The 18,284-nt window shown below is 60.1% G+C and carries 12 protein-coding genes; 5 read left to right on the top strand and 7 right to left on the bottom strand.

Annotated elements, in window-relative coordinates; genetic code table 11:
- Positions 1-68: 68 nt before the first annotated feature.
- The 6 genes from ntrC to glnA form a co-directional block, all read right to left on the bottom strand.
- Positions 69-1,505 (bottom strand): nitrogen regulation protein NR(I), encoded by a 1,437-nt coding sequence (gene ntrC / locus AC1D2P_RS03240; protein WP_046031231.1) that lies wholly within the window; start codon positions 1,503-1,505, stop codon positions 69-71.
- On the bottom strand, positions 1,502-2,587 hold the full coding sequence (gene glnL / locus AC1D2P_RS03245) for a nitrogen regulation protein NR(II) (protein ID WP_046031230.1): 1,086 nt from the start codon (positions 2,585-2,587) through the stop codon (positions 1,502-1,504). Before glnL ends, ntrC begins: the two co-directional genes overlap by 4 nt.
- A gap of 230 nt (positions 2,588-2,817) precedes the next feature.
- The gene (locus tag AC1D2P_RS03250; protein ID WP_223524251.1) at positions 2,818-3,438 is read right to left on the bottom strand and encodes a DUF4124 domain-containing protein; all 621 of its coding nucleotides are present in this window, start codon (positions 3,436-3,438) and stop codon (positions 2,818-2,820) included.
- Positions 3,435-3,941, bottom strand: a complete 507-nt coding sequence (locus tag AC1D2P_RS03255) for a DUF4124 domain-containing protein (RefSeq protein WP_109785346.1) — start codon at positions 3,939-3,941, stop codon at positions 3,435-3,437. Before AC1D2P_RS03255 ends, AC1D2P_RS03250 begins: the two co-directional genes overlap by 4 nt.
- 25 nt (positions 3,942-3,966) lie before the next feature.
- Complete coding sequence (locus AC1D2P_RS03260) at positions 3,967-4,389, bottom strand: cupin domain-containing protein (RefSeq protein ID WP_109785347.1); 423 nt, start codon at positions 4,387-4,389, stop codon at positions 3,967-3,969.
- A 178-nt stretch (positions 4,390-4,567) separates the two neighbouring features.
- Entirely contained in the window at positions 4,568-5,974 is a 1,407-nt protein-coding gene (gene glnA, locus AC1D2P_RS03265; RefSeq protein ID WP_046031226.1) for a glutamate--ammonia ligase, read from the bottom strand.
- A 330-nt stretch (positions 5,975-6,304) separates the two neighbouring features.
- Here glnA and thiI point away from each other — a divergent pair, with 330 nt between their 5' ends.
- The gene (thiI, locus tag AC1D2P_RS03270) at positions 6,305-7,759 is read left to right on the top strand and encodes a tRNA uracil 4-sulfurtransferase ThiI (protein ID WP_046031225.1); all 1,455 of its coding nucleotides are present in this window, start codon (positions 6,305-6,307) and stop codon (positions 7,757-7,759) included.
- 139 nt (positions 7,760-7,898) lie between these two features.
- Entirely contained in the window at positions 7,899-9,719 is a 1,821-nt protein-coding gene (gene typA, locus AC1D2P_RS03275; protein ID WP_477811307.1) for a translational GTPase TypA, read from the top strand.
- A 338-nt stretch (positions 9,720-10,057) separates the two neighbouring features.
- On the opposite strand, the gene AC1D2P_RS03280 is transcribed toward typA, so the two are convergent.
- The gene (locus AC1D2P_RS03280) at positions 10,058-10,498 is read right to left on the bottom strand and encodes a YkgJ family cysteine cluster protein (protein WP_090473876.1); all 441 of its coding nucleotides are present in this window, start codon (positions 10,496-10,498) and stop codon (positions 10,058-10,060) included.
- Between the two features lie 259 nt (positions 10,499-10,757).
- On the opposite strand from AC1D2P_RS03280, the gene AC1D2P_RS03285 reads away from it, so the two are divergent.
- From AC1D2P_RS03285 to AC1D2P_RS03295, 3 genes are all read left to right on the top strand, one after another.
- Positions 10,758-13,208: a glycogen/starch/alpha-glucan phosphorylase gene (locus AC1D2P_RS03285; RefSeq protein ID WP_109785348.1), complete on the top strand. Its 2,451-nt coding sequence runs from the start codon at positions 10,758-10,760 to the stop codon at positions 13,206-13,208.
- 102 nt (positions 13,209-13,310) lie between these two features.
- Positions 13,311-16,913, top strand: coding sequence for a DUF2339 domain-containing protein (locus AC1D2P_RS03290; RefSeq protein ID WP_109785349.1), 3,603 nt, complete (start codon positions 13,311-13,313; stop codon positions 16,911-16,913).
- A complete protein-coding gene (locus tag AC1D2P_RS03295; RefSeq protein WP_109785350.1) occupies positions 16,910-18,283 on the top strand; it encodes a DUF3999 domain-containing protein in 1,374 nt (457 codons plus the stop codon). The genes AC1D2P_RS03290 and AC1D2P_RS03295 overlap by 4 nt, the downstream gene beginning before the upstream one ends.
- Position 18,284: the final 1 nt, after the last annotated feature.

The raw sequence follows: 18,284 nt of genomic DNA on the forward strand, positions 1-18,284 counted from the left end.
GCGTATGACCGGTAGGAGCAAGGCTTGCCCGCGATTGGATGTAACAGTCAGTGAAAAACTAAAGCTGCTTAGCCCTCATCCCCCTCGTCATCATCCCCGCCATCAACCTTCATTCCCAATTCCTTGATCTTGCGCGTCAGGGTATTGCGACCCCAGCCCAGCAAAACGGCAGCATCGCGGCGGCGGCCGGCGGTGTGTTTGAGCGCGGTTTCGATCATGATCCGTTCGAAGGCCGGCACGGCGCTGTCGAGCAGGCTTGACTGACCACGCGCCAGCGCCTGATCGGCCCACTGGCGAAGCGCTTGCTCCCAGTTGGTCACCGGCGCCGAATCTTGCGGCAGGCTCAGCAATTCCGGCGGCAGGTCGCTGATGTGCACTTCGCGACCGGAGGCCATCACCGTAATCCAGCGGCAGGTGTTCTCCAGCTGGCGCACGTTGCCGCCCCACGGCAGGTTCTTCAGGTATTCCTCGGTTTCGCTTTTCAGCAGCTTCGGCTCGACCGCCAGTTCTTGCGCGGCGCGGCTGAGGAAGTGCTTGGCCAGCGTCGGGATGTCTTCACGACGGTCCGACAGGCGCGGAATGTGGATGCGGATCACGTTGAGGCGATGGAACAAGTCCTCACGGAATTTCCCGGCATGCACCAGGGTTTCCAGATTCTGGTGAGTCGCGGCGATGATTCGCACATCGACCTTCACCGGCACATGACCGCCCACGCGATAGAACTCGCCGTCGGCCAATACACGCAGCAAGCGCGTCTGGGTGTCGGCCGGCATGTCGCCGATTTCATCAAGGAACAGCGTGCCGCCGTCAGCCTGCTCGAAACGGCCGCGACGCAAGTTGGCCGCGCCGGTGAACGCGCCTTTCTCGTGGCCGAACAGCTCTGATTCCATCAAGTCTTTTGGAATGGCCGCCATGTTCAGCGCGATAAACGGCGAGGCGGCCCGTGGGCTGTGGCGGTGCAGCGCGTGGGCTACCAGTTCTTTACCGGTACCGGATTCGCCATTGATCAACACGGTGATGTTGGAGTGGCTCAAGCGCCCGATGGCGCGAAACACTTCCTGCATGGCCGGCGCTTCACCGATGATTTCCGGGGTACGCGTCAGGGTTGGCGCGACTTCCAGGCCTTGCTGTTCCTGGGCGTGCTGATTGGCGCGCTTGACCAGGGAGACGGCTTCATCGACATCGAATGGCTTGGGCAGGTACTCAAAAGCGCCACCCTGATAGGACGCGACAGCGCTGTCCAGATCAGAGTGAGCCGTCATGATGATCACCGGCAGCCGTGGATGTTGCTCGCGGATCCGTGCCAGCAGGTCCAGGCCACTGGCACCCGGCATGCGGATGTCAGAGATGATCACATCCGGCTGCTGGCGCGCCAGGCGACTCATCACGCCATCGGCACTGTCAAAGCTTTGCGTAGTCATGCCTTCCTGTTGCAAGGCTTTTTCCAGGACCCAACGGATAGAACGGTCGTCATCGACGATCCACACGGTTTCACTACGGCTCATGTCGATGTGGCTCCTTGTTCCAGTGGCAGAAAGATCGAGAAAGTGGTGTGGCCTGGGTGGCTGTCACATTCGATCAAGCCCTGGTGCTGGCTGATGATGTTCTGGGTAATGGCCAGCCCCAGCCCGGTACCGTCCGGACGACCGCTGACCATGGGAAAGAAAATGGTTTCCTGAAGTTCCACAGGAATGCCCGGACCGTTGTCGATGATCTCGATCTTGGTCACCAGGCGATGGCGCACATGGCCGATGGTGAACTGGCGCATGGCGCGGGTGCGCAGGCTGATGCGACCCAGGCGCAGTTCGTTCTGGCTGCTGATGGCTTGCATCGCGTTGCGCACGATGTTCAGGACGGCCTGAATCATTTGTTCGCGGTCGATCAACACGTCGGGAATGCTCGGGTCGTAGTCGCGCACCAAGGTGATGCAACCCTGGCTTTCCGCTTCCACCAGATGACACACGCGCTCCAGCACTTCGTGGACGTTGCACATGGCCAGCGAGGGCAGCTTGTTCGAGCCGAGCATGCGGTCGACGAGGTTTCGCAGGCGATCGGCTTCTTCAATGATGACGTTGGTGTAGTCGCGCAGGCTTTCTTCCGGCAGTTCGCGGGCGAGCAATTGCGCCGCGCCGCGAATCCCGCCCAGCGGGTTCTTGATCTCGTGAGCGAGGCCGCGCACTAGCATCTTGCTGGTTTCCTGCTTCGACAACTGCGCCTCTTCCTTGGTGATGCGCAACAAGCGATCACGCGGGTGGACTTCCAGCAGCAGCAGGGTGGCGCCGTTGGCCAGGATCGGCGTTACGGCGTAGTCGACGGTCAATGTCTGGCCGGTGAGGGCGGTGAGCATCGCTTCGCGCTTGGTAAAGGGGTGCGCCTGCTCGACGGCCTGGCGCAGGGAATTCAACGCTTCGGTGGATTCGGTGAACAACTCGCTGATGAACTGCCCATGGCTACGCTGGCCGCTGATGGCCAGCAGCATCTCCGCCGCCGGGTTCATGTACTCAAGGCGCAGTTCGGCGTCGAGCAGGATGGTGGCAGTGGTGAGGTTGTCGAGTAGCAAACGGTGTAGTGCGTCGCTAATGGTCATCGGGACCTCTTCTGGGGCGGAGCGTGCGCACGAAACAAGCGCTGATGCGGGGAAAATGCAAAAACCAAACCAAGGCTCCGAAAAGAAGCGTTTAACCCCTGAAACGGACGTTTTAAGCTCGTTTGCGTGGCGTTCTGCCAGCTTTCGCGGGTACTTTCGAACCAAAATGGGTTGCGATGTGGGAACGGTGCAACCTATTGCACCAATATAGTGCGCAAACCTGAACGGCGTTAGAACAAACGCAAGAACGGATTTTTTTCTTCTGCCGGTTTGTCTTTGAGCGGGCATTCCGGTCGTTGGCCGTAGTCGGTGAGGGTGCAGGGTTTGACCTGGCGTTTTTGCGCGAGGGAGGTTCGCTGCATGTGAAATGGCTGGTTGGCCGTGCGTTCGACAGTGCGGCCTTGCTCATCGAGGATTTCCACGGACAGGTTGTGCGTGCCGCGATCGATATTGCTCAGCGGGAATACAGGGCTGAAGCCGGGTTCGGCAGTGGGTTGGCCATCAAGCAGCAGCCGGTAGCGATGACCCGGTTGCAGGCCGGGTTCGTTGGTGACACTGACGATGATTTCGCCGGCACTGCTACGGATCGTCGCGTCCGGTTCGGGCACCAGTATGCGCAGCATGTCGTAGTGAAACAGCGGCTGTTCTTCGGGCGGGTTCGCCGCCAACAACGGCTGTGCAGCGGTAGGGTGGGCGGCCATGCGGTTGCTGGTTGCCAGCGGCACACGTTTGGCGTTGCCGTGCGTTGGTTGGTCGGTGAAGGTGCGGTTGCCTTGGGCGTCGATGTAAGTGAACACCTCGGCCGACACAGGAAGGGCGATCAGCCAGGCCGCCAGCAGCCACCGACTCATGACTTATGCACCCTTTGTACGGTGAGCGTCACGGTCGGACTTTGCTGAAGCACGGTCTCTCCATTGAGTACCTGCACCGCCAGGCGGTGTTCGCCACGGTCGATGTTCACCAGCTGCAGGATCGGCACGTTGCTGGGTTGGCCGTAGGGTTGACCGTCCAGCAGCAGCCTCAACACATGCGGCGCCTGCAAGCGAGGCTTGATCAACACGGTGACGGTGAACGTGCCGTTGTTGGCGCGCAAGGCCTCGTCGGTGGGCAGGCCGGTCAACTGCAGCACCTCGTAGGCGCTGCGAGGCTGTTCGTCGCGGGTGACGTTCGACGTTGCGGGAGGCGTTTGGCGTTCCACACTATTGAGCGGTGGCAACTCAACCGGCTGCGCCTTGACGCCATCGGGCGGCTGATTGCTGTAAGCGGTGTTGCCGTCGACGTCGGTGTATTTGTAGATCTGGGCCATCACGGGAGAAACGAAAGACAGCAGCAGAAGCATAAAAAATGGCCGCATTCAGACTCCCTGTTAAAGCAAGGACTTACTCCGACAATGGAATACCTTCGCTGCCAGCATAGAACACAATAAGTTCTACCGGTTCATCACCGGTGACCCCTCGATGGGTGATATTGACCATTTCTGCGACGGCTTCGCCTTGTTTGACGCGTCTGGTCTGGCCGCTGTCCTTGCTCTCGATAATCAGCTCGCCGGAGAGGATATAACCCGCATTGGGAATCGCGTGGATGTGCCAGGGCAGTCGGGTGTTGGCCGGTATCTTGAGTTTGAGCACGGTCAGTTCGGGTGCGGCATCCGGGTAACGCATGTAAGGCGAGTTGTCCCACGACTGGCTGCTTTTGAGCAGGATTTCTCGTTCGATTTCTGTCGATTGAGGTTTTGTGGTGCAGCCTAGAAGGGTGAGGGCGGTGAAGGCGGCCAGTAGCGTCTTGAGTGGGAAAGTTTTCATCATTCCATCCATTGATTGCAGGTAGTGAACAGGCTACGAGTCATTCAACTGGGTTGATGCCGGACGATGCTGTGTGTGTGGGAGGAGAAATCGATATTCGTTGTCGGAAGCCGCCCACAAAAAAGGCCTCCCGAAGGAGGCCTCTTTTTGTCACGCTGCGTGCCGCAGCGCTACCGGATCAGCAGCTGTAGTACAGCTCRTATTCCAGTGGGTGTACGAAGGTACGTACCTTGATTTCTTCTTCGCTTTTCAGGGCGATGTAAGCGTCGATGAAGTCGTCGCTGAAAACGCCGCCTTTGGTCAGGAACGCACGACCTTTGTCCAGTTCTTCCAGGGCTTCTTTCAGGCTACCGCAAACTTGTGGGATCTCTTTCGCCTCTTCAGGCGGCAGGTCGTACAGGTTTTTGTCAGCTGCGTCGCCAGGGTGGATCTTGTTCTGGATGCCGTCCAGGCCAGCCATCAGCAGTGCGGCGAAGCACAGGTACGGGTTGGCAGCCGGATCCGGGAAACGTGCTTCGATACGGCGGGCTTTCGGGCTCGACACGTAAGGAATACGGATCGAAGCGGAACGGTTGCGAGCCGAGTAGGCCAGCATCACTGGAGCTTCGAAGCCTGGAACCAGACGCTTGTAGGAGTTGGTAGCCGGGTTGGTGAAGCCGTTCAGGGCCTTACCGTGCTTGATGATACCGCCGATGAAGTACAGGGCGGTGTCGGACAGGCCGGCATAACCTTCGCCAGCGAAGGTGTTCTTGCCATCTTTCCAGATGGACATGTGTACGTGCATACCCGAGCCGTTGTCGCCGTACAGAGGCTTAGGCATGAAGGTCGCGGTGCGGCCGTAGGCATCGGCAACGTTGTGCACGACGTACTTCAGGGTTTGGGTTTCGTCGGCTTTCTTCACCAGGGTGTTGAACTTGACGCCGATTTCGTTCTGGCCGGCAGTCGCCACTTCGTGGTGGTGAACTTCGACGGTCAGGCCCATTTCTTCCAGTGCGTTGCACATGGAGGTACGGATTTCGTGGTCGTGGTCGAACGGCGGAACCGGGAAATAGCCGCCTTTGACGCCTGGACGGTGGCCTTTGTTGCCGCCTTCGATGTCCTGGTCGGACATCCACGAACCTTGTTCAGAGTAGATCTTGAACATGGAGCCGGAAATGTCGGACTTGAATTTGACCTGGTCGAAGATGAAGAACTCTGGCTCTGGACCAGCGAACACGGTGTCACCGATACCGGTGGCTTTCAGGTGTTCTTCGGCGCGGCGGGCGATCGCACGTGGGTCGCGGTCGTAGCCTTGCATGCTCGAAGGTTCGATGATGTCGCAGACCAGGATCAGGGTCGGCTCTTCGGTGAACGGGTCGAGAACAGCGGTGGAGTCGTCCGGCATCAGGATCATGTCGGAGGCTTCGATGCCTTTCCAGCCAGCGATGGAGGAGCCATCGAACATTTTGCCGACTTCGAAGAAGTCGTCATCCAGCGCGTCGCGAGCCGGCATGGTCACGTGGTGCTGAGTGCCTTTGGTGTCTGTGAAGCGCAGATCAATCCACTTGACGTCATGATCTTTGATGAGTTGAACCGACTTCGACATAGTGTCCTCCGGGTGGCTTCGGGCTTAGTAGTGGATGCCCTTAGAATGTTGGTGATGCCGGCGCGAATACTCTGCCAAGGCAACCTGCCTCACAAGGGAGCAAATTGCATGCCAGTGCCCCACCATGGGTTTTTTGCCCCAAATACACGCTTATAAAGGCGCAAAGGCCCTYTAGGTGGGAAATCCCGCCCTACAATGTAGCGCTGAAATTCACAAATGACCCGTTTTGGTGCGCGCAAAACCTTCTGCACATTAATTGGTTAAACCTTGAGCAATTTCCGCTATAATCCGCGCCCCCCTTTTTCGGCAGGCCATGCGCGCGCTGTTTCCATGAAATTAATCGTAAAAGTCTTCCCTGAGATCACCATCAAGAGCCGCCCGGTACGGATGCGTTTCATCCGCCAATTGGCCAAGAACATCCGTGCCGTGCTCCGCGATCTGGACCCGGCCGTGGTGGTGAACGGCGTGTGGGACAACCTCGAGCTGGAAACCCGCGTCAGCGACCCCAAGGCCCTGAAGGAGATGGGCGAGCGCCTGAGCTGCATGCCGGGCGTCGCGCACTTCCTGCAGATCGATGAGTACCCGCTGGGGGATTTCGACGACATCGTTGAAAAATGCAAGCAGCACTACGGTGATGCGCTGGCCGGCAAGATTTTCTCGGTGCGTTGCAAACGCGCCGGCAAGCACCCATTTAGCTCGATAGATATTGAGAAGTACGTCGGCAGCCAGTTGCGCCGTCAGTGCGGTGCCGCCGGGATTGACCTGAAAAAGCCTGAAATCGAAGTCCGAATCGAAGTTCGCGACCAACGGTTGTTCGTGATCCACAGTCAGCACAACGGCATCGGCGGTTATCCGCTGGGTGCACTGGAACAGACACTTGTGTTGATGTCCGGCGGCTTCGACTCCACCGTGGCGGCCTACCAGATCATGCGTCGCGGCCTGATGGCCCACTTCTGCTTCTTCAATCTGGGCGGAAGGGCCCACGAGCTGGGCGTGATGGAAGTCGCGCACTTCATCTGGAAGAAGTACGGCAGCTCCCAGCGCGTGTTATTTGTCAGTGTGCCGTTCGAGGAAGTACTGGGAGAAATTCTCGGGAAAGTCGATAACAGTCATATGGGTGTAGTTTTGAAGCGTATGATGTTGCGCGCTGCTTCCCGTATTGCTGATCGACTGCAAATCGAAGCGCTGGTGACCGGCGAGGCGATCTCCCAGGTGTCGAGCCAGACTTTGCCGAACCTGAACGTGATCGACTGCGTGACCGAGAAGCTGGTGCTGCGTCCGCTGATCGCCAGTCACAAGCAGGACATCATCGACCTGGCCAACGAAATCGGGACGGCCGACTTCGCCAAGCACATGCCGGAATACTGCGGGGTCATCTCGGTTAATCCGAAGACGGCTGCCAAGCGCCACCGGGTGGAGCACGAAGAGAAAGAATTCGACATGGCGGTGCTCGAGCGTGCGCTCGAAAACGCCAAACTGGTGCCGATCGATCGCGTAATCGACGAATTGGGCCAGGACTTGCAGATTGAAGAAGTCAGCGAAGCGCTGGCGGGGCAAATCGTCATCGACATCCGTCACCCGGATGCCGCTGAGGATGACCCGCTGGACCTCGCTGGCATCGAGGTACAAACGATGCCGTTTTATGCATTGAACGCTCGTTTCAAGGAACTGGACCCTACTCGCCAGTACCTGCTGTATTGCGACAAAGGCGTGATGAGTCGCCTGCATGCCCACCATTTGCTCAGTGAGGGGCATGCCAATGTGCGCGTTTATCGACCGAGCTAAGAGCCCGGGGCTGTATGCCTGTGGCCTGCGTCACCGGCCCCCCGACTCTGCCGTCAAGCTGTAACGGCAAGGCCTGACTCTACTGTAAATCGCTGCCAAGACTTGTCAGCACACCGAATCCTCTGATCGAGATACACAAGTGATCGAAAATCTACGCAACATCGCCATCAKTGCTCACGTTGACCATGGTAAAACCACCCTGGTAGACAAACTCTTGCGTCAATCCGGCACCCTGGAGCGCAACGAGCTCAACGACGAGCGCGTGATGGACTCCAACGACCAGGAGAAAGAGCGCGGTATTACCATTCTGGCGAAAAACACCGCCATCAACTGGAACGGCTACCACATCAACATCGTGGACACCCCGGGCCACGCCGACTTCGGCGGTGAAGTTGAACGCGTAATGTCGATGGTTGACTCCGTTCTGCTGCTGGTTGACGCTCAAGACGGCCCTATGCCGCAAACCCGTTTCGTGACCAAGAAGGCTTTCGAAGCCGGCCTGCGTCCAATCGTGGTCATCAACAAGGTTGACCGTCCAGGCGCGCGTCCGGACTGGGTTCTGGACCAGATCTTCGACCTGTTCGACAACCTGGGTGCTACCGAAGAACAGCTGGRCTTCAAAGTCGTCTACGCCTCGGCCCTGAACGGTATTGCTGGTCTTGACCACACCGCCATGGCTGAAGACATGACCCCGCTGTACCAGTCGATCGTCGACGATGTACCAGCACCGAAAGTCGACCGTGACGGTCCGTTCCAGATGCAGATCTCCGCTCTGGACTACAACAGCTTCCTGGGTGTTATCGGCGTTGGCCGTATCGCTCGTGGTCGCGTCAAGCCGAACACCCCGGTTGTGGCAATCGATGCCGACGGCAAGCGCCGTAACGGTCGTATCCTGAAGCTGATGGGTCACCACGGTCTGCACCGCATCGACGTTGAAGAAGCAGCTGCCGGCGACATCGTCTGCGTTAGCGGCTTCGACCAACTGTTCATCTCCGACACTCTGTGCGACCCACTGAACGTCGAAGCGATGAAGCCGCTGACCGTTGACGAGCCAACCGTTTCGATGACCTTCCAGGTTAACGACTCGCCGTTCTGCGGCCGTGAAGGCAAGTTCGTGACCAGCCGTAACATCAAGGAACGTCTGGACAAAGAGCTGCTGTACAACGTTGCTCTGCGCGTTGAAGAAGGCGACTCGGCTGACAAGTTCAAAGTGTCCGGCCGTGGTGAGCTGCACCTCTCGGTACTGATCGAAACCATGCGTCGCGAAGGCTTCGAAATGGGTGTTGGTCGTCCGGAAGTGATCATCCGTATGGTTGACGGCGTTAAGCACGAACCGTACGAAAACGTGACCATCGACCTGCCGGAAGAATCCCAGGGCGCGATCATGGAGCAAATGGGCCTGCGTAAAGGCGACCTGACCAACATGGTTCCGGATGGCAAGGGCCGTGTGCGCCTTGAGTACAACATCCCGGCTCGTGGCTTGATCGGTTTCCGTAACGAGTTCCTGACCCTGACCTCCGGTGGCGGCATCCTGACCTCGATCTTCGACCGTTACGACGTGATGAAGTCCGGCGACATGTCCGGCCGTCAGAACGGTGTACTGGTGTCGGTAGCGACCGGTAAGGCTCTGACTTACTCGCTGGAAACCCTGCAGGCGCGTGGCAAGTTGTTCGTAGAACACGGCCAGGACATCTATGAAGGTCAAATCGTTGGCTTGAACAGCCGCGACAACGACCTGGGTGTTAACCCGACTAAAGGCAAGAAGCTCGACAACATGCGTGCTTCGGGTAAAGACGAAACCATCGCACTGGTTCCGCCTGTCAAGTTCACTCTGGAGCAAGCTCTGGAGTTCGTACAAGAAGACGAACTGTGTGAAGTCACTCCTAAGTCCATCCGTCTTCGCAAGAAGATCCTGGGCGAAAGCGAGCGTACCCGCGCTGCGAAGAAGTCCGGTAACTAAGTCATTTAGTTAGCTGGCAAAAAAACGCCCCCGACCGCAAGGTCGGGGGCGTTTTTGTTTGTCTGGCTGTAGCAGCTGCCGAGCTTGCGAGGCTGCGTTCGGCTGCGCAGCAGTCGTGAAATCAAACGCTGCGGTGCATCATTTCGACCTTGTCCCCGGACTGCGACTGCTGCGCAGCCGAACGCAGCCTCGCTGAGGCTCGACAGCTGCTACGGGGGATTGATCGTTCCCACGCTCTGCGTGGGAATGCCTCTATGGACGCTCCGCGTCCGCTTTAGTGCGGGGAGCATCTCGGGCTACATTCCCACGCCGAGCGTGGGAATGATCATGCGAAGGGGTTAAAACTTCTCGAGGGGCCGGCGACTGCTGCTGGTCTCGCGCGCCACTTCCTTGGGCTTGTAAGCGCAATACCCCGGGCGCGGCCCGATTTTCGGGTGGTTGCGGCACGTGTCAGGGCGCTTTTCATAAATAGTGCACAGACGGCTCTTACGATCCAGGTACAGGCAATCGTTGTTGCTCATGCGCTGGAGGGTAAAGATCTCGGTTTTCTGGCTGTAGCGCTCGACGATCCCTTCCTTCTGCAGGCGCTTGGCGATGTTTTTCGCCGGCTCGCCGCGCTCGAATTCGTCGACGATACCGATGCGGATCAGATCCTTGATCTTGACCTCGACCGGCAGCGTGCAGCAGCTGGACACGCAGGAACCGCACATCGGCGCAGAGTACTTGGCCCAGGTATCGAGGCGATCGATCTCAGCGGCGGCGATCAGGTTGGGCTTCATCATCGGTTGTTACCAGCACGTGCATCAGGGCGCGCGATCATACCGGGACTGGTGGATTTTTGAACAACCTTTCGCCAGATTTTTTTTGTATTGCCCAATCGGCACCGTTAATCCGGCACGGCCCCTGCATTGATTCAGGCACACGACAATGTAATGCCGACCGATCTCGCACTCTCAGGAAAAACTGCCGAACCAGAGCCCCCAGCGTCTGTCAGACCGTCTAGGCTCAACAACTCCACGCTCGCTCGAGGTCCTATCGATGACTCAAGAACCACTTGTTCGCGATGCAGAGGTGGCCGCATTCCGCGACGCCGTCTTGACCAAACTCACTTACGCGGTGGGTAAAGACCCGGATCACGCCTTCGACCACGACTGGTTCGAAGCCATCGCCCTGGCGGCACGAGATCACATGGTCGAGCACTGGATGGACCACACCCGGCAGATCTACCGCAAAGGGCAGAAACGGGTTTATTACCTTTCCCTGGAATTTCTTATTGGCCGGCTGCTCTACGACAGCCTGAGCAACCTTGGCCTGCTCGACGTCGCTCGCGAAGCCCTGACCGAACTCGGTGTCGACCTTGAACGCATCCGCCTGCTGGAACCCGATGCGGCGCTGGGCAACGGCGGCCTCGGTCGTCTGGCCGCGTGCTTTATGGAAAGCATGTCGACCCTCGGCATCGCCGGTCATGGTTATGGCATTCGTTACGAGCACGGTTTGTTTCGCCAGGCCATCGTCGACGGCTGGCAGCAGGAGCAGACCGAACACTGGCTGGACTTCGGCAACCCGTGGGAGTTTGAACGGCCAGAGGTTGTGTACCCGATTGGCTTTGGTGGCAGCGTCGAAACCTTCACCGATGAAAACGGCAAGACCAAGCAGGTCTGGACCCCGGTGGAAACCGTCCGCGCCATTGCGTATGACACGCCGGTGGTCGGTTGGCGCGGGGCGAGCGTCAACACCCTGCGTTTGTGGCGCGCCCGGGCCATGGAAGATTTGCACCTGGAACGTTTCAACGCTGGCGACCACTTGGGTGCGGTGGCCGAAGTGGCCCGGGCCGAAAGTATCTCCCGCGTGCTCTACCCGGCGGACAGCACCGAAGCCGGCCAGGAACTGCGTTTGCGTCAGGAATACTTCTTTGTCGCCGCCTCCCTGCAAGACTTGCTGCGCCGCCATCGCAACATGCACACCTCGGTCCTGACCCTGGGCGATCACGCGGCGATCCAACTCAACGACACCCATCCCTCGATTGCCGTGGCCGAATTGATGCGCCAACTGGTGGATGTCTACGACGTCGCCTGGGATGCGGCGTGGCAGGTTACCGTCGACACGCTTTCCTACACCAACCACACGCTGCTGCCGGAAGCGCTGGAAACCTGGCCGGTCGGTTTGATGGAGCGGATGTTGCCGCGACACATGCAGATCATTTACCTGATCAACGCCCATCACATCGATTCGCTACGCGCCAAAGGCGTGCACGATTTCGACGTGCTGCGTGCTGTGTCGCTGATCGAGGAAGACAACGGTCGGCGTGTGCGCATGGGTAACCTGGCGTTTCTCGGCTCCCACAGCGTCAACGGCGTGTCCGGCCTGCATACGCAATTGATGCGTAAAACGGTGTTCTCCGAACTGCACAAGCTCTACCCGAATAGGATCAATAACAAGACCAACGGCATCACCTTCCGCCGCTGGCTGTACCAGGCCAACCCCGAGCTGACGTCGATGATGGTCGATGCCCTCGGCCCTGATTTGCTGGACAACCCCGAAGGGCGCTTGCTTGATCTGGAACCGTTCGCCGAGAAATCCGCGTTCCGCAAGGCGTTCGCGGAGCAGCGGCTGCACAGCAAGAAAGCCCTGGCGCACCTGATTCACGAGCGGCTGGGGGTGGCGGTCAACCCGGCGGCGATGTTCGATGTGCAGGTCAAGCGGATCCACGAATACAAACGCCAGTTGCTCAACCTCATGCACACCGTGGCGTTGTATCAGGCGATTCGGGCGGAACCTGAAATCGACTGGGTACCGCGGGTGAAGATCTTCGCCGGCAAGGCGGCGGCCAGTTATCACCAGGCCAAGCTGATCATCAAACTGACCAATGACATCGCCCGGGTGGTGAACAACGACCCGACGGTGCGCGGCTTGCTCAAAGTGGTGTTCCTGCCCAACTACAACGTCAGCCTGGCGGAGAGCATTATTCCGGCGGCGGATTTGTCGGAGCAGATTTCCACCGCCGGCTTCGAAGCCTCCGGCACCAGCAACATGAAGTTCGGCCTCAACGGTGCATTGACCATCGGCACCCTTGATGGGGCCAACGTGGAAATGTGCGAGCGCATCGGCTCTGAGCACATGTTCATCTTCGGCCTCAGTGCGCAGCAGGTTGAAGCGCGCAAGCAGAACCATGAATTCAATGCGACGCCGGATATCGCCGCGTCTCATCGACTCAATGACGTGTTGCAAGCAATTCGTGGCGGGGTGTTTTCGCCGGATGATCCGTCCCGTTACACCGGGCTGATCGATTCGCTGGTGGATTACGACCGCTTCCTGGTGTGCGCCGATTTCGATTCTTACTGGAATGCGCAGATGCGCGTCGAAGCCCATTGGCACGACTCCAAGGAATGGTGGCGCTCGGCGGTGCTGAACACGGCGCGGATGGGCTGGTTCTCCTCGGACCGGACCATTCGCGAGTACGCCACGGATATCTGGAAGGCGCTGGAGTAACTTTTAGCAATAATTGCGTGCAAGGCCCGGCGATTGTTGGGCCTGACCGATATACTAAGCGCCAGTTCGCCGGATGGGTGACTGCGCTTAGGGATATCGACCATGCAATGGATTTTCATGCTGATAGGGCTGGTGCTCGGCTGGATACTCGACGAGTCGTTCAGTGATGCACTCTTGGGCGGCTTGCTCGGGTTGGGGATTGGCCAGGCCATTCGCATCGGCCGTCTGGATTCGCAAGCCACCGCGCAACGCCAATTACTGGCCCAGGCGCAGGTGGCGCTTGAGGCGGTGCAGCAACGTCTGGCGTTGCTGGAGGTGTCTGGCGTCCAGGTGCCTGATACCAGCGAGTCGGTTGCCAATGAATCGATTGCTAGTGAGCCGGCCCCGACTGCCGGGTTCTCACTCGACGAAATTGCGCTCCATACCCCGGAGCTGATCTGGGACCTGCCTCCCGAGCTCGAACCCATTACGGCGGCGGCCACTGAAACTAGTCGGCCACTGCCTGCCGATGCCTGGAAACCCGAACCGGTCACCCACGAACCGCAAGAACCCGTCACCCCGCGCGGCCCCAACTTCATCGACCGCGCCATCAGTGGCGCCCGAGCGTGGCTGTTCGGCGGCAACACCGTGCTGCGGGTCGGTGTGGTGCTGCTCTTCCTTGGTCTGGCCTTTCTGCTGCGCTACGCCACCGAAGGCATGGTGGTGCCGATCGAATTGCGTTACGCCGGCGTCGCAGCGGCGGCATTGGGGCTGCTCGGTTTGGGCTGGTGGCTGCGCCATCGCAATGCCAATTATGCGCTGATGCTGCAAGGCACCGGGATCGCCGTGCTGTACCTGACGGTGTTCGCGGCGATGCGTTTGCATCCATTGCTGGATCCGACGGCAGCCCTTGGCCTGTTGGTGGCGGTGACGGTGTTCTCGGCCATTCTGGCCATCACCCAGGACTCACTGGCGCTGGCGTGCGCCGCCGCGCTGGGCGGTTTTGCCGCGCCGATCCTCACGTCTACCGGCGCCGGCAACCACGTCGCGCTGTTCAGCTACTTCGCCTTGCTCAATGCCGGCATCCTCGCCATCGCCTGGTTCAAGGCCTGGCGGCTGCTCAACCTGATTGGCTTTGCCGGCACCTTCGGCATCGGTTTCGCCTGGGGGCTGCGTTCCTACGCGCCAGAATTGCTGTGGAGTACCGAGCCGTTTCTGATCCTGTTCTTCCTGATGTACCTGGCCATCGGCCTGCTGTTTGCCCGGCGCAAGTTGCTGGAAATGAGCGACGCCCCTGACGACGACAGCCGCGAGGCGCTACTGCGCTGGTCGGCGCGCAAGGGTGATTACGTCGACGGCACGATGCTGTTTGGGCCACCGCTGGTGGGCTTCGGCTTACAGTTCGCGCTGGTCCAGCATCTGGAATTCGCCGCTGCGTTCAGTGCGCTGGCGCTGGGCATGATCTACATGGGCCTTGCCCGTTTGCTGATGGGCGGACGGGCGCTGCTGTTGGCGGAAACCTGCCTGGCACTGGGCGTGATCTTCGCCAGCCTCGCGATTCCTTTGGGGCTCGATGCCCGTTGGACCGCCGCTGCCTGGGCCGTCGAAGGCGCCGGAATCTTCTGGCTCGGCCTGCGCCAGCAACGCCCATTGGCCCGAGCCTTTGCCTTGCTGTTGCAACTGGGTTCGGCGCTGGCGTTCCTCAGTGAACTGCGTATCGGTGAAGGCAGCCTGCTCGACGGCTCGCCGCTGGGCGCGATGATGCTCGGCATCGCATTGCTGTTCAGCTTCTATCAATTACGCAAGGCCTTGCCCGAGCTTACCTCGCAGTGGGAACGCCAAGGGCTGCCCGTACTGGCATGTCTCGGCCTGACCTTCCTCTATCTGCTGGCGCCGTTGTTCTTCCTCACCCAGGGCACGGCGATCAGTTGGGCGTTGGCGGGGTTGGCGACGTTGTTTGTCGGTCTGCGCCTGCAATCGCGCACGTTCCTGTTCACCGCGTTTGCCGTGCAGTTGCTCGGTGGCGCGTTGTTTCTGCTGCGGCTGCAAGGGGCGAGCGGCGAGTCGGCTGCGGTGTTCAGCGCCGGCTGGAGCGGATTGCTCAGCGCATCGTTGATCGGCCTGGCGTTGATCGCCGGCATGTTGCTGGCGGCGCGCGATGACATGGTGCGCAGCGACGTGAGATTGCTGCGCGGATTGTCGGTGGTGTTGCTGGCCGGTCTGGTGCTGATCAATCTGGCGGTGTTGTTCGTCTTGCCATGGCAAACCGCGAGTGCGGTGTGGGCGGCCAGCGGTCTGTTGATCATCTGGCTGAGCCTTTACCTGAAGCAGCGCGTGAGTTTTGTCTTCGGTCTGTTGTTGCAAGTGATCGGTGGCGCGGCGTTTCTGTTCGCCGGGCCGCAATTGCTCGGGCCGTTGGCCAGCGAAGGGTTGAAGCCGCTGGCGCACAGCGGTTTCTGGACGCCGCTGGTGCTGGGCCTGGCCGCGCTGGTCGGTGCCTGGCGCTTGCAACTGGGTAACCATGGCTCCGCGTTCGATGTCCTGAGTTTGCGGCGTTTGTCTGAAGTGTTGCTGGTGTGGGGCGCGGGGTGGTGGGCGCTGGCGTGGATCAGCGAAGTGCTGCGTTTTGCGCCGCAGAGTCTGCAAGCAACGTTGCTGTTGGCGGTCGCGGCGGTCAGCGTGGTGCTGTGGAGCGTGTTGGCGCTACGTCTGAACTGGTCGGCGCTGGGTTTGCTCTGCACATTGCTGATGCCTGCTGCCGGCGTCGTGCTGCTCGCGGCCTGGCAGTCGCGTTATCACCCGGCGGCCAGTTTCGGCTGGCTGGCCTGGGCTGCGGTGTTTGGGGTGCATTTCGTTTCACTGAAGCGTCTGGCGCCGATGTTGCCCGCCCGCGCCCTGAGCACCGCGCATGTGCTCGGCTGCTGGCTGTTGATCGGAGTGTTGGCGCTGGAACTGCGTTACGGCTTGCTGCTGTTGTCCGAGCAATACAACGCCTGGCGCTGGTTGGGTTGGGCGATTCTGCCGAGCCTGTATCTGGTGCTGATGGCGGCACCGCGCAACGGGCCGTGGCCGGTGTCGGCTTATCCTCGCGAATATCGCCTGTATGCGGCGGCGCCGCTGGCGTTGCTGATGCTCGGCTGGTTCTGGCTGGCAAACGTCGTCAGTGACGGCACCGCCGAACCACTGCCGTATGTGCCGTTGATCAATCCACTGGAGATGGGCCTGCTGTTTGCACTGTTCGGCGTCTACCTCTGGTCGCGCAGCGCCGTGACGCAACTGGCGATCCGCAAGGACTACGCCGCACACGCCACGCAACTGATCGCCGGGGTTTCGCTGTTCGTGTTCTTCACCGCGCTGGTCATGCGCACGGCTCATCATTGGGGTGGCGTGCCGTTCGAGTTCGACGCGTTGCTTGAATCGATGCTGGTGCAGGCCGGGCTGTCCATCGTCTGGACCCTGATGGCGCTGAGCCTGATGATCGGCGGTCATTTGCGTCATCGCCGCGAAGTCTGGCTGATCGGTGCGGCGTTGATCGGTGTGGTGGTGGCCAAGTTGTTCTTTGTTGAATTGAGTAACCGCGGCGGACTGGCGCGGATCGTCTCGTTTATCGGCGTTGGCGTGTTGCTGTTGGTCGTCGGTTATTTCGCACCGCTGCCGCCCAAGCGCGCCGAGGCAGTGCCGGAATCAGAAAAACCGGCCCCGGAAACCGAAGGAGTGTCGTCTTGAGTCAGAAGCTGAATCTGGGCTGGTTGAGCGTGGTTGCGCTGGGTGTGACGCTGTCGGTTGGCGCACAGGAACAACCCGCGGATTTCACCACTCAAGTGCCGTTGTCCGTGAGCGGCGAAGGCCCGTGGTATCGCCTCGATTTGCCGTTGAGCGTGCAGTTGAATGCGCGCCAAACCGACCTGAGCGATGTACGCGTGTTCAACGCTGCTGGCCAGGTTCAGGCGTATGCCTTGGCCCGAGAATCGGCCCAGACCCGCGAAAGTCGCGCGCTGACCGATGTGAAGTGGTTCCCGTTGTACAGCTCGGCGGATTCCACCGAGCGCGCGCCCAGCGTGCGGGTGCAATCAAGCGCCAACGGCACGTTGGTCGAGGTGCAGCCGTCCAGCCAGTTGGAGGCGGGCGAAGAAGAACTGCGCGGCTGGTTGCTCGATGCCAGTGGCATCAAGGCGCCGTTACAGCAATTGGTCCTCGACTGGACCACCGAGCACGACGGCTTCCAGCGATTCAGCATTGAAGCCAGTGACGACTTGCAGCATTGGCAGTCATGGGGCGACGGGCAGGTGGCGCGGTTGGCGTTTGCCGACGAACGGGTCGAGCAGCATGAGGTCGGCTTGCCGGGGCAATCGGCGCGTTATCTGCGCTTGCTGTGGACTTCACCACAATCGGCGCCAGTGCTGACGTCCGCGCAACTGGAAAGCGCGAGCAGCCGCAGCCTGCCACTGCCGTTGGTCTGGTCACAGGCCTTGGCCGGCAGCAGCTCGAAGGCGGGTGAATACACCTGGCAGTTGCCGATGGGGCTGAATGTCGAACGGGTGCAGATCGACCTGAGCCAACCCAATAGCCTGGCGCCGGTCACCTTGTCGGGTCGCCGGGAGAGCAGCTTGCCGTGGCAGCCACTGGGCAGCGGTTTGCTGTATCGCCTGACCCAGAATGGCCAGGACGTGGTGCAGAACGAATTGCAGTTGCCGGGGCAAACCGTGCAGCAGCTGAAGCTGGTGGTGGATGAGCGCGGCGGTGGCCTGGGCAGCGCCGCGCCGACGCTGAAATTTGCCGTGCGCTCGACGCAACTGGTATTCCTGGCGCGCGGCCCCGGCCCCTACACGCTGGCGCTGGGCAGTGCGACGGCGAAAGCGGTGAGCTTGCCATTGTCGACGCTGATTCCCGATTACAGCGCGCAGAAGGTGGCGACGTTGGGTAAGGCGACGGTGGACGGCGGAGCGGTGGTAACGCCGGTGTCTACATCGGCGGCCCCGGCGACGGGTGACACGAGCTGGAAGAAGCTCGGCCTGTGGGCCGTGTTGTTGCTCAGTGTGGTGTTCCTGGCGGCGATGGCGTTCAGTTTGCTGCGCAAACCACCGGTCAAACCCTGAG

The sequence above is a fragment of the Pseudomonas sp. P1_F1_2 genome (assembly GCF_056405815.1).